The following is a 12859-nucleotide window of genomic DNA, read 5'->3' as shown; positions in this document are numbered from 1 at the left end:
GGGCGCCGTGAGCCGTGAGGTGGTGGTGGTCGGCAGCGCGAACGCCGACCTCGTGGTGGAGGTGCCCCGGCGACCCGCAGGCGGCGAGACCCTGCTGGGCGGGGATCTGCGGCTGCTGCCCGGGGGCAAGGGGGCGAACCAGGCCGCGGCCGCTGCGCGGTGCGGCGCCGACACGGGCTTCCTCGCCTGCGTCGGGGACGACTCCAACGGCGCCTTCCTCCGGGGTCGCCTCTCCGACGCGGGGGTCGATACGAGCAGCCTGATCGAGGTCGACCGGCCCACCGGCACCGCCATCATCCTCCTCACCCCCGACGGCGAGAACTCGATCGTGGTCTCGCCCGGCGCCAACCGGGAGCTCGACGTCGAGCTCGCCGAGCGGCACGCCGACGCCTGGAGCGGGGCGGGTGTGCTCGTGCTGAGCCTCGAGATCCCGGAGCGGACGGTGCTCCACGTCGCCGCCCGCGCGGCGGCGGGCGGCACGAGAGTGGTGCTCAACGCGGCACCGGCCACCCGGATCGCGCCCGAGACGCTGCGGCTCTGCGATCCGCTCGTCGTGAACGAGCACGAGGCGCTCGCGGCGCTGGGCGACGACGTGCAGGATCCCGACGGATTCTCGACCGAGGACTACGCGCGGCTCGCCACGAGCCTGCGTGCGGCGGGAGCCCGATCCGTCGTGATCACCCTGGGGGCGGAGGGTGCGATCGTGGCCGACGGGGGCGCCGCGACGCCGACGCACGTGGCCGCCCACCGGGTGCGGGTGACCGACACGACCGGCGCCGGTGACGCGTTCGTCGGAGCGGTGGCCTGCGAGCTGTCGCGCGGCGCCGGGCTGGTCGATGCCGTGCGGTTCGCGACCGCCGTGTCGGCCGTGTCGGTGCAGCGCATCGGGGCCCAGACCTCGTACGCGGATCGCGCCGAGGTCGAGGCCTTCATCGCGGCAGGCCCGGCGTAGGCGTCGGCCCGCTGATCGAGCGAGCCGGAGGTGCTCAGTGCTACACGACGGTGACGAAGCGGGTCAGCGCGTCGATGAGCACCCCGGAGAGCCCGGTCTCCTGCTGCATCTCATCTCGGATGCCGAGCGCCCGATCGGGCCGATCGGTGATGATGCCGTCGGAGTTGCGTCGCAGGTGCTCGTGCATGCCGGCGTCGTCGTTGACGGTCCAGACCAGGAATCCGAGGCCGGCGTTCCAGGTGGCGTCCTGCATCCGGTCGGTGGCGGTCCACTCCTCGACCACGATGAAGTCCGCGGGGGTATCGGGCACCCCGGCTCCCGCGAACGCCATCGTGTAGCCGACGGTGAGGTCGGGGCGCAGTTGCTTGAGGCGCGCCACGCTGGCGGCGTCGAGCGAGTGGTAGATGTTGCTCTCGAGCGCGTCGAGCCGCTCGAGCTCGGCGATGAGCCGCTCGACGTGGTCGGGGGTGTCGGCCCCGCCCAGCTTGATCTCGATGAGCAGAGGCATGCCGAGCTCGCCCGCGCGGCTCACGTAGTCGGCGAAGGCGGGGATGCGATCCTCGTGCCCCTTGAGGTCTCGCACGGTGACCGCGGTGAGTTCGGCGACCGTCAGGTTCTTCACCGCGTCGGGGCGACCGGCCAAGCGCTCGAGCGTCGCATCGTGCATCGCGACGAAACCCCCGTCCGCCGTCTGCATCACGTCCATCTCGACGAGGTCGGCCCCCGCGCTCGCCGCCGCCTCGAGCCCGCTCAGCGTGTTCTCGACACCGCCGTCAGAGAAGCCGCGGTGCGCGAGCACCAGGGTCTCGGGTGCGTCGGAGAGGCGCTGCAGCGTGCCGATGCCCGCGGTTCCGAAGCCGAGCGCCACGACCACCGCTGCCGCCGTGACGATCGCCGCGGGGCGACGTGAGCCGCGCGGCCGAGGATGCCGCGCGGCGGCGGCGTCGAGCGCGGATCCCTCGCCCGGAAGCAGCTCGACCCCGGCGGGCAGCCGATCCTCGCCGCGCCGTACGCGCACGATGAGCACCGCCGCGATGAACGCCGTGACCGACCCGCTCAGCAGCAGGCCGACGACCTGCGCGGCGCCCAGCGAGTACGCGGCCACGAACGGCGAGGCGTCGGGAGCGAGCAGATCGGTGAGCGCGGTCGGAATGATGGCGGCGGCGATCACGGCGACCGCGGCGATCGCCCCGAGCACCATCGCCGTGGCGATCGCGAGCACAAGCGGCACGGCGGCGCGCAGGCCTCGTGTGAGTCGCCAGCTCGCCCGCGCGGACCTGCCGCCGGAGGTGAGCACGAAGACCGGCACCGTGAGCGCGAGACGGATGTTGAGCAGGGCGAGCAGCAGAAGGAGCGCGACCAGGGCGACTCCGCTCGATGCGCTCTTGAGCAGCTCGCCCGAGATGAAGGACGGGATCGCGATGCCGCGGGTGAACGCCGAGGTGAAGCCGAAGCCCGTGAGCGGCAGCAGCAGGAAGAGGTAGAGCACCAGGGGGAACGACGAGGGGCGCAGCAGCTTGCGGGTGACCCGGCCGAACTCGCCGAGCAGCTCGCGCCCGGAGATCCCGGGCCGGTGCAGCAGCGTGACGAACGCCGCGAACTGCAGTGAGATCAGCCAGAACGCCAGCGCGACGATCACGAGGATCAGCGCGATCGTCAGCGGGATGCCCCCGCCCGCCCGCAACTGCCCGAGATCGAGCCCGGACATGCCGTTCGCCCGCAGCGCCTCGCGGAACAGCCACCCGAGCACGGGCAGCGCGACGCCGAGGACCACGAGGTGCGTGATGAGGATCAGCGCGGCGAGCCGCGCCCCGCCGGCCCGGACGAGGCCCCAGCCGCGCGCCAGCAGCAATCGGTACTCGCTCCAGACGCCGGGCTTCGACGCGGCTGCGGTGTCAGTCGGCATGGTCACAGTGTACGGTCGGCCTCCGGTACTGCGACGTCGCGGCTCCTCGGCGTCGGAAGGCCGCGATGTCGCGCTCAGCGTGCGCGCCGGACCCGGCGGTAGGGGTGGGTCTGCACGCGCTCGGCGACCTCGGCGATCAGGTCCTCCGAACTGCGCCCTGAGCGCGCCTGCTCCACGAAACGGCGGGTGACGCGGGCCGCCGCGCGCAGATTCATGGGGCGGCCGTCGATCCCGAACAGCAGCAGCGCCCAGTCCGGCAGCAGCGAGATGATCCCGTCCTGGATGGTGACACCCGCCCACACCTTGAGCGGATTGCCGAGGAGCGCGGGCTTGCGCAGATTGCGGGAGATCTCGGCCGCCGGCAGGGTGAGCGCCATCCAGTCCTTGTTGTCGTCGACGTAGCGGTCGAGCTCGGCGCGGGTGGCCGGCAGCAGTGCGCGGTCGGTGATGCCGACGATGCGGGCGGCCTCGTGCTGCTCGACGACAAAGCGGTCCTGCTCGGCCACCGTGAGCAGCGGACCGAATGCATCCGCAGCGCGCAGCACCCCGTAGACGATGCTGTTGTGCGTCCAGGCGAGCCACTCCTCGGTGTCGGCGCGCAGTTCCTCGCCCGTACGCGGGTCGGTCCAGATGCTGGCCGCATGCAGGCGCTGCACGGCGGTGCCCGCGGCGTCGGCGTGAGCCCGGTCGCCGTAGATCGTGGTGTCGATGTAGCGGCCGGTGCGCTCGCCGCGACCCTCGATGTCCGTGGCGTAGCCGCTGGTACCGTCGAAGACCCGCATCATCATCGGGTTGAGCGACTGCAGCAGGATCGCGGCGACGCCGCCGAGCTTGGAACTCGGGTCGGCGAACAGCCGCCAGCTCACGCTGTCTGGGCCGAAGTAGCCGTCGTCGGCGCGTGCCGGGTCGGTGGCGCTCGCGACAGACGGCGCTCCGGATCCGCTGCGCGCCACGGGGCAGCCGGTCGGGCGAGGTACGGCGGCGACATCCGGAGCCGCGGTGCCGTCTTCGATCTCGGTGGTGCTCATGCGTTTCCCCGTTCCCCGCCGCCCTGTTGCTCCTGATCCTGCCAGGAAATATGGATGATGTCCAATACTGGTTGCGGTTCGGCAAGTTGGGTTATCCGGCGTCGGGTCTCCACCCGCAACATCGACTACTCGTGGGCCTCGGCCAGCGGCTCGTCCCGAGCCGGCTGAGTCCGCCGCCCCACCAGTGCGAGCATGGGGAACAGCAGCACCGTGAGCATCGCCGCCCCGATCATCGCGGCGGCGGTCGTCTCGTCGAGCACACCCGCATCGGTGCCGATCCCCGTCACGGCGATGACGAGCGGCAGCGTGGTGGCGGTGAACAGTGCGACCGTGCGGCGGTCGCCGAGCGATGATCCGGGGCCCGCCGAGCACCAGCCGGGGATCCCCCGCACCAGCAGCATCACTCCGGTGAACACCGGCACCAGCGCGAGTGACGCCGGGTTCTCGATCAGCGCCGCCAGGGGGAAGCCGACGCCGGTCGCGACGAAGAAGATCGGCACGAGCAGTCCGAAGGACACCGAGTCGAGCTTGGCCTCGATGATTCGCATCTCCTCGGGGTCCCCGCCCCGCAGCACCACGCGGGCGAGCATGCCGGCGGTGAAGGCCCCGAGCAGGAAGTCGACGCCCAGCGCCACCGCGAGCGAGACGAGCGCCGCGAGCAGCAGCAGTACGAATCGCACCGCGAACTGGCCGCTCGTGTGCAGCGTCAGCGTGACCATGCGCCGCAGCCAGTGGTGCGGGCCGTGATTCGCGAGCCAGAACGCCGCGGCCGCGATGGCGATGAACAGCAGCAGTACGATCGTGCCGGCGAGCGGCTGCTTGCCGCTGAGGAAGACCGAGATCGCCACGAGGGGCGCGAACTCGCCGATCGCCCCGGCTCTGCCGATGGTGCGGCCGAGCGGCGTGCGGGTGAGGCCCGCGTCGCGCAGCATCGGCATGATCGTGCCGAGTGCGGTGCCCGTGAGGGCGACCGCGATGATGATCGACGCTGCGGGGTCGTCGCCCAGCAGCAGGCCCGCCGCGAGCGCGAGCACCGCCGAGATCCCCCACCACCCGAGTGCTCGCCGGCCCGGCGCTCCGCGCAGCGAGCCCGGATCGATCTCGTTGCCCGCCATGAAGAACAGGGCCGCCAGGCCGAACTGCGACAGTGCGTCGAGCACCGCGCCGTCCTGCACCCAGCCGAGCCCCGCGGGGCCGATGAGCATGCCGAGCGCGATCTCGAAGACGACGAGCGGGATCACGAGTGCTCGGCGCACGAGCGCCGCGAGCAGCGGGGCCACGACGGCCACGAGGGGTACCAGCAGAACGGTGAGCTCGGCTTCGGTCACGGTCGGGTTCCTCTCGGGACGGGAACGGCGCAGGATCCGCGTTGCACCATGCTAGCCGTGCCGTGTTGCGCCGGTGCGGAGATATGCACGAGGGCCCTCTGCCCGGGCATGGAGGAAGACGATGCGGTGATGCGCAGCTGTGGCGGGGGAGAGACGCCTGGGAGCGATGAGCGGGTGAAGGCACGGGCCAGGGGGTGAGAGGCTGCGGTGAGGTTCTGCGACCTCGGGGGTGGTGACGCGCTTTGCCGAGCTGACCGGACGCACCACGTCCGCAGCCGGACGCACTGCTCCTCTCAACCGGACGCAATGCTCACCTCAAGCGGCGAGCGTGAATCTTCGTGGCGGAGGGTCTATGCCGGCCCAGGCATATTTGAGCTCGATGCGCGGTGGCAGGGCGATGCTGCCACCGCCGGGATCGTGGAGGACGAAGTCGCCGACCCCGACGCGGGTGATGCGCCACCCGCCGTTGTGGAGCTGCATGTGGTGGAACGCGCACAGCAGAATTCCTCTGTCGATGTCGGTGCGACCGCCCTGGCCCGCCCACGAATCGATGTGATGGGCTTCGCAGTACGACGCGGGGCGATCGCATGCTCTCCATCGGCACCCGCCGTCTCTGATCGCGAGCGCCATGCGCTGCGCCGGGGTGAACAGCCGGACGGTGCGGCCCAGATCGAGCGGGTTGCCGCCGCGATCCACCGATGCCGACACGGTGCCGACGGTGCAGGCCTGCTGCTGCGCCACCCAGGCCGGGAGCGCCTGCACTCCATCCTCGGTGTATGCGGGCCCTGCGGGCGCGGGCGTCCCGTCGTTGTCGGCGTGCTGCACCACCTGCACCAGGCGCACTCCGGCCTGTCTGGTCCCGTAGACCGTCTCGGCTTCGGCGAGACTGCCCGCTCGCAGCAGATCGACCAGGAGGTCGAAGGCGAGCTGCTCGTTCGAGCGCGGATCCGCGGTGAGCGCGGCCGCTTTCGCCTGCGCGGCGGGATCCACGAATCGGGGGCCGCCGCGGCGAGGCCGCAGCGCGGCGTCGAACGCCGACCGCACCCACGCGCCCGAGAGATCGTCGAAGGCGACGCTCGCGCGGAGACGGCCGTCTGCGTCGGTCCACATGCGGAGCGACCGCGCTTCGTATCGCGCCAGGTGGCGTTCTTCGGCTCCCTCGGGGTCGAGCTGGTCGCGGAGGAATCGCGCGGCCTTCCCCAGCTCCTCGACCGTGCGCCGGGGCGTCTCCTCGATCAGTTGTTCGGCCGCCACGGACCAGGCCGCCGCGAACTCCGAGGTCTCTCTCGGACAGTCGCGCTGCGGCGGTTGCCCGAGGCCGTGCAGGATCGCGTCGTGCTGTGCGGCGGTGATCGTTCCATCGAGCAGGGCGAACCCGAGAGGTGCATGACAGGGGCCTGCCGCGGTCGGAGCCGCGCCCGGATCTCCCGCGCCCGCTGCGTTTCCCGCGGCAGGCATCGGTCCCTCGCCGCCGCGTGCACTCGAGGTGCGTGCGTCTGCAGCCGCGGTGTCGTAGAGCGATTCTCCGACCCGCACCTGTTTCGCGGCCTCGCCCCGGCTCATACCGGAGACTCGCTGCACCAAGGAGACGGCGTTCCGATGCCCCTGCGACTGCGCGAGCCCGGCGTGCCCCGCCGCGCGAGACGAGCGGACGGCGACGACTCCTGCGGCGGCGACCCGCAGCCGCTCGGCCATCTGCCCTACGGCGGATGCCAGTTCGAGCAGTTGCATGGCGCCGGCGTCATCCAGGCGAGCCGCCGCTTCTGGCAGCAGCGCGGCATCCGATACCTCGCCGGTGAGGGCGCGGATGGCCGCGACCCCGGCGGTGATATCGGAGAAGAAGGACATGCTCAATTTTCCCATGTGAGCAGGGAAAAAACCTAGGGATAACTCCACGAGTTCTGCTGATTTCGAGTGCTTGTGGGCGAGGCGTTGCGGGTCGCGCGACCGGAGAAGCGAGCCAGCGAAGCGGCGACGGGCGGAAGGGGAGGGAAGGGGAGGGGCCGGAGGGACGCCGTTTGGGGGAGGACAGAGATCCGAGGACGCAGCAGGGCCTGAGCGGCAGAGCAAGACCGGGCGAGCAGGGCGAGGAGAAGGGAGAGGGGGCGCGGAAGGAGACGCTTGGGATTCGGCACCTTCGCTGCCAGACTGGGCGCATGGGGATCGCAGCTCGAACCGCCGCGGGAGCGGCCGTCGTCGCACTGGTGCTGGCTCTTGCGGGGTGCGGGGGTCAGGCCGCCGATGAGCCCATCGGCGGGGACATCGTCGCGCCGGTGACGATGCGCGTCAACGACCTGCAGGGCGCGACCGTCGAACTGGTCGCGGGCCAGGTGCTCAACATCGACACCGACAGTCTGGCGGTCGACAGCTACTCGGGAGAGGTGGCTGATCCCTCCGTCGCCGAGTTCGTGCAGGGCCGCAGCGACGGAGGAGCCGAGTTCAATCCGGGTGTGACGGCGCTCGCACCCGGCAGTACCCTGGTCACCATGACCAACGAGCAGGGCGGGATCCAGCCGCTCGTCTTCACGGTCGAGGTCTCCGAGCGGGAGTAGCCGGCGCCGCGCGCGGGCGAACGCCGGCACACGCGCCGCGCCGGACGCATACCGGACGCACGCGCGGCCGGGAGACTTCTCAGGCTGCAGGGATACTCTGAGCAACTGTGAGCGAGCTGGAATATTTCTCGACGATCGCCCTCTACTCGGCGATGATCGTGTACGCGATCGCGTTCGTCTTCTACGTGGTGGATCTCGCGAACCGCAGCGGTGACGCGTCCGTCGCGAAGCAGCGGTCGGAAGGCGGCGTCCGCGCCGGGGCGGATGCCGCGAGCGCGGCGGCTGCCACCGGCGGCGACGCATCGGGCGGCACCGCGACGCTGCTGCGCGCGGCGACGGGGACGTCGGATCGTGCGGGTGCGAAGCAGCCGCGATCCCGAGCCCTGCGCATCGGATTCTCGCTCACCGTGCTGGCCTTCGCGATGCACCTCGCGGCCACCGTACTGCGCGGCATCGGCGCCGAGCGCGTGCCCTGGGCCAACATGTACGAGTTCGCGCTCACCGCCACCTGCGCGATCGTGCTGATCTTCCTGCTCGTGCAGTTCTTCGTCGACCTGCGTTTCCTGGGTGCGCTGATCACCGGTCTCTCGGTGCTGTTCCTGGGCCTCACCAAGATCAACTTCTACGTCGAGATCGTGCCGCTGCAGCCCGCGCTCGACTCGTACTGGCTGGTCATCCACATCCTCGTCGCGGTGCTCGCGGTCGGATTCCTCACGCTGTCGTTCGGCCTCTCGGTGCTGCAGCTGATGCAGACGAGGCGCGAGGTGAGGATCGCGGCGGGCGAGCCGGGCGGGATGGACTTCCTGGCGAGCTTCCCGCGCGCGGTGCGACTGGAGGATCTCGCCTACCGACTGGCTATCATCGGCTTCGTGTTCTGGACGTTCACCCTGATCGCGGGATCGATCTGGGCGGAGCGCGCGTGGAGCCGCTACTGGGGCTGGGACACCAAGGAGGTCTGGACCTTCGTGATCTGGGTGCTCTACGCCGGCTTCATCCACGCGCGCGCGACGCGCGGCTGGCGCGGTACCCGTTCGGCCTGGCTCAACGTCATCGCGTACGCCGCGGTCATCTTCAACTTCACCATCGTCAACGTCTTCTTCAAGGGCCTGCACGCGTACTCCGGGCTGTGATCGCCGCCGCGGGCGGCGGTCTTCGTTCCACGTGGAACGCCGCGCTCGCAGCGGCAGCGGCTCCTGCCGCCTCGCAGCCGCCACTGCAGCCCAGCGGCTCCCGCGGCCCCGCCGCCGCTCAGTCCGGCCGCCGCAGCCCGGCGGCTACTGCAGCACCTCGACGATCTCGGCCGGTTCGATGAGACGACCGGTGTAGAACGGGGTCTCGGCGCTGACGTAACGGCGGGCGTCGACCGCGCGCAGATCCCGCATCATGTCGACCAGCTCGGTGAGCTCGTCGGCTTCCATGGGCAGCAGCCACTCGTAGTCGCCGAGCGCGAACGCGGCCACGGTGTTGGCCACGACTCCGGTGTGGGCCGCGCCCGCCCGACCGTGCTCCGCGAGCATGCGGCTCCGCTCGGCCGGGTCGATGAGGTACCAGTCGGTGGACCGCACGAACGGGTAGACGGCCAGCCACTGCCTGGCGGACTCGCCCCGCATGAAGCCCGGCACGTGGCTGCGGTTGAACTCGGCGTCGCGGTGCACGCCCATGGCGCTCCAGGTGCGGATCAGGGGCTTCAGCAGGCTGGATCGGCGCAGCTCGCGCAGGGCCCACTGCAGATCCTCCGCCGCGGAGCCGTGCAGCCAGACCATCAGGTCGGCGTCGGATCGCATGCCGCTCACGTCGTACCAGCCGCGCAGGGTGACGCCCTCGTTGTCGATCAACTCGGTCACGTCCTCGAGCTCCCGCACCGATCCCGGCACATCCGGGCCGTCGATGACCAGGGGATGCGATGAGCTGAGGCGGAAGACCGCGAACAGCGTGAACGCCTCCGTGGCGGCTGCGGTCTCCGTGTCGGTATCGAGCTGTGCGGACTCGAGTCGGGCATCGGCGGGATCGAGAGTGCTCATGCTCTCATGGTGCTCCGTCTCACCCGCTCGCGCAAGGCGTGTCGAGCATCTCGGCACTCCTCGCGCATATCATGCGCATATGCGAATCCAGTGATCCGTATTGACGTGTCGCGATTTGAAGCGCAGACTTGCGTAAGTGCGAATCGCGTATCGTTGCCGCCGACGACGGGGTTCGAGACCTACTCTGAATGGACTTTCAGGCAGTAGGGGAGCTGGCTGACGTCCCTGAGGGAGTCAGTGATGGAGTTATTCAAGTTACATATGGAAGAGTGCGGCGCAACGACGGCGTCTCCGGATTCGGCGGCCGTCCCGGCCATGGACAGCAGCACTCCCGAACGGCTGGAGGCGGTACTCGAGACGCTCATCGCCCCGGGCAGCGTCTCGCTGCTCATCGGCGAAGCCGGCGCCGGGAAGAACCGTCTCGTGCAGGAGGCCGCGACCGCGCTGTCGGAGCGGCTGGGCGAGCGGGTGGCGATGATCTCGCTGATACCGCCCTCGAACCCGATCACCGGTGTCGCGGCTCACTTCGGATCCCGCTTCCCGGGAGTCGTCGCCGAGCACCGTTCGCCAGACGACGGCAGCGGCTTCTCGCTCGATGAACCGGCCGCGCTCGGCACGCGTCTCATGGAGGCCATCGAGCGGGAGTCCGCACACGGCACACCGCTGCTCGTCGCGCAGGGCCTCGACCAGTACTCGCCGGCGGCGACGCTGATGCTCGACAAGCTGGTGCGCTCCCGTCGCAGCCGGATCGTCGGCACTGCACGCCGATTGACCGGCGCGGCCGCCCACGTCGCACGCGACCCGAGGGTGCACAAGATCACCGTGCCGCCGTTGACGGTCGAGGAGAGCCGCAGGTTCCTCGAGCGCCTGCTCGGGGCCGAGCACATCGAACTCCAGACGCTCAGGCGCTGGTACCGGGTCACCGAGGGCAACTCCCTGTCGATCATGCTGCTCGCGCTCGCGCTCGACCGGCAGGGGCTGATCGGCAGGCACCGCGGTGTGATCTACGAACTGGCGGGAGCGGAGACGGTGCCGTCCGAGTTCGGCGAGATCCTGCGCGACACGTGCTCGCCCGAGGAACTGCGCACGCTCGAACTGGTCGCGCATGTGGAGCCGATGTTCGAGAACGCATTCATCGAGATGCTGGATCCCGAGCACGTCGCGACACTGCAGGATCGCGGCATCCTGGCCGTGGGGGCAGCCCCGAGCGGCAGGTTCACGCTCAGCCTCAGGCACCAGATGCTGACCGCTGCCGTGCGCGAGCAGATGTCCCCGGCGCGAGTCGTCGAGGTGAGCGACCAGATGTTCAACGCGCTGCAGCGGGAACTGGACGCGGAGACCCCCTACCGTGCACCGCGGATGCTGTTCCGCATGGTGGAGATGGGGCTCGACGCGCACCGGAACCTCCCGATCGCCTGGCTCTCCGAGGCGCTCGACAACCTGCGGAACGACTGCGATCCGCGGCTCCGACTGCGTATCGCGCTGGCCGTCGCCTCCCACCCCGATGCCTCCACCTCGCAGCTGGCGAAGGCGTCGCTGCAGGCCGTGCAGATCGCGCGGCTGATGGGGGATCGCCCGCGGCTCGACGAGGCTCTGGGGCACGTGCGCGAGGGCATCGGGCGGCTCCGCAGGTCGGCCACCGCGCCGGTGCAGGAGCGGGTGCGGCTGCAGCTCGCCCTGGTGGACCACTGCACCCTGGACCAGGAGGATGCCGCAGCGGCTTCGGCGATCCTCGACGAGCTCGACCGCGAGTTCGCCGAGGCCGAAGGGGCCGTGCGCGAGTCGATCCGCAGCGCCCGGGTGCTGCTGCTCGCGAGGACCGGCCGCCTGCGCGAGGCGATGGAGCAGGCGCCCGACCCCGATGAGCTCGACAGCATGCCGATCGAGTGGGAGCGCACGCGAGCCCGCGCCGTGTCGTCGTTGATCCTGGGCCAGCAGGGGAGGTTCGAATCGGCGATCCGCCTCGCGGACCACGCCGCCTCATTCGCCTCGATCGGCGATCAGCGACTCGACAGCACGGGACTGCTCCGCTTCTGCAGCTTCATCGGCTCCTGGGCGTGCGGCTCCATCGAGGAGGCCCGTCACACCTACGAGGAGTTCGCCGAGGCGTCGTTCTCGGATATCCACTACTCGGGCCTCGTCGAGGCCTGCGCCGTGCTGATCGGCCTCGCCGACGGCAAATGGCGTCTCGCCGTGCAACGGGCGGAGCGGCTCAGAGCTCGGCTGTCGGACTACGATCGCTACGGCCTCAGCGGTCTTGCGAGCGCGACACTCGGGCTGGGGCTCGCCGCACTGGGGGAGAAGGAGGCCAGCCGGCGCGCGATCCGATCGGCCGAGACCCGGCAGTTCGGCATCTCGCAGGCGCTCACCGGTTACGTCCGTCTGATGACCGTGCGGGCCCGGCAGTGGAACGCCGAGCGCGGTGTGGCCGCCCTCAGCATGCAGCTCGCGTCCTGGGCGAGGGCCGAGCGCCTCGATGCCGTCGAACTGCAAGCGCTGCACCTCCTGGCGATCGAGGCCCCAGACGAGGCGATGAGCTATCGGGCGCGCATCCAGACGCTCGCCGATGGTGTCGAGCCTCCCATCTCGGCAGTGCTGCTCGCCCACTGCGAGGAGCTGTTCGACGGGAAGCCGGCGTGGGACACGCCCCCCGCGCGCACGCTGACCGAGTTCGGCATCTGGATGCCGCTGCCGTTGACAGAGGCCCTGTCGGCGCGGGAACGCGAGATCGCGCTGTTCGCGGCCCTCGGCTACTCGAGCCGATGGATCGCCGAGCAGTTCCACCTCTCCGTGCGCACCGTCGACACCCACCTGCGCCACGTCTTCACCAAGCTGCACGTGAGCGGGCGCGATGAGCTCCGCCAGTGGTTCCGGCGCGAGCACGGAGTGAGGTGACTCCGCCGAATACGTAGCGGAGCAGCCGGGCGCACCCGTCGAACGACGGGTGCGCTTTCGTTTCTCAATGGTGCTCCAATGCCCTGCGTAGCGCTTGCGTATCCTTGCCCGGGCGCTCGCCCGCGCTTCCTAGCATGACGACAAAAGCACAGATGAGGTACGACTGCTCAGGGGAGT

General features: G+C 70.4%; 9 protein-coding genes. 4 read left to right on the top strand and 5 right to left on the bottom strand.

The window, feature by feature from the left end:
• Positions 1–7 precede the first annotated feature (7 nt).
• Complete coding sequence (locus AMS65_RS11660; RefSeq protein ID WP_053384345.1) at positions 8–952, top strand: ribokinase; 945 nt, start codon at positions 8–10, stop codon at positions 950–952.
• A gap of 40 nt (positions 953–992) precedes the next feature.
• Here AMS65_RS11660 and AMS65_RS11655 read toward each other — a convergent pair whose 3' ends face one another.
• From AMS65_RS11655 to AMS65_RS11640, 4 genes are all read right to left on the bottom strand, one after another.
• The gene (locus AMS65_RS11655) at positions 993–2858 is read right to left on the bottom strand and encodes a glycerophosphoryl diester phosphodiesterase membrane domain-containing protein (protein ID WP_053384344.1); all 1866 of its coding nucleotides are present in this window, start codon (positions 2856–2858) and stop codon (positions 993–995) included.
• A 74-nt stretch (positions 2859–2932) separates the two neighbouring features.
• The gene (locus AMS65_RS11650) at positions 2933–3886 is read right to left on the bottom strand and encodes an oxygenase MpaB family protein (RefSeq protein WP_083451656.1); all 954 of its coding nucleotides are present in this window, start codon (positions 3884–3886) and stop codon (positions 2933–2935) included.
• Positions 3887–4011: 125 nt separating this feature from the next.
• Complete coding sequence (locus AMS65_RS11645; RefSeq protein ID WP_053384343.1) at positions 4012–5214, bottom strand: cation:proton antiporter; 1203 nt, start codon at positions 5212–5214, stop codon at positions 4012–4014.
• A 315-nt stretch (positions 5215–5529) separates the two neighbouring features.
• A complete protein-coding gene (locus tag AMS65_RS11640; protein ID WP_241489427.1) occupies positions 5530–7077 on the bottom strand; it encodes an HNH endonuclease signature motif containing protein in 1548 nt (515 codons plus the stop codon).
• 293 nt (positions 7078–7370) lie between these two features.
• Between AMS65_RS11640 and AMS65_RS11635 the strand changes: the two genes are divergently transcribed.
• Positions 7371–7766, top strand: coding sequence for a hypothetical protein (locus AMS65_RS11635; RefSeq protein WP_053384341.1), 396 nt, complete (start codon positions 7371–7373; stop codon positions 7764–7766).
• A gap of 152 nt (positions 7767–7918) precedes the next feature.
• The gene (gene ccsB, locus AMS65_RS11630; protein WP_053384436.1) at positions 7919–8896 is read left to right on the top strand and encodes a c-type cytochrome biogenesis protein CcsB; all 978 of its coding nucleotides are present in this window, start codon (positions 7919–7921) and stop codon (positions 8894–8896) included.
• A gap of 144 nt (positions 8897–9040) precedes the next feature.
• Here ccsB and hemQ read toward each other — a convergent pair whose 3' ends face one another.
• Positions 9041–9787 carry a hydrogen peroxide-dependent heme synthase gene (gene hemQ, locus AMS65_RS11625; protein ID WP_053384340.1) on the bottom strand — a complete coding sequence of 249 codons (747 nt, stop codon included), beginning with the start codon at positions 9785–9787 and terminating at the stop codon, positions 9041–9043.
• Positions 9788–10102: 315 nt separating this feature from the next.
• Here hemQ and AMS65_RS11620 point away from each other — a divergent pair, with 315 nt between their 5' ends.
• The gene (locus tag AMS65_RS11620) at positions 10103–12682 is read left to right on the top strand and encodes a helix-turn-helix domain-containing protein (RefSeq protein ID WP_053384339.1); all 2580 of its coding nucleotides are present in this window, start codon (positions 10103–10105) and stop codon (positions 12680–12682) included.
• The last annotated feature ends 177 nt before the right edge of the window (positions 12683–12859 follow it).

Origin of the sequence: Leucobacter celer subsp. astrifaciens (genome assembly GCF_001273835.1) — a bacterium.
Taxonomy (GTDB): domain Bacteria; phylum Actinomycetota; class Actinomycetes; order Actinomycetales; family Microbacteriaceae; genus Leucobacter; species Leucobacter celer.
This window is presented reverse-complemented; position numbering and strand designations above follow the sequence as displayed.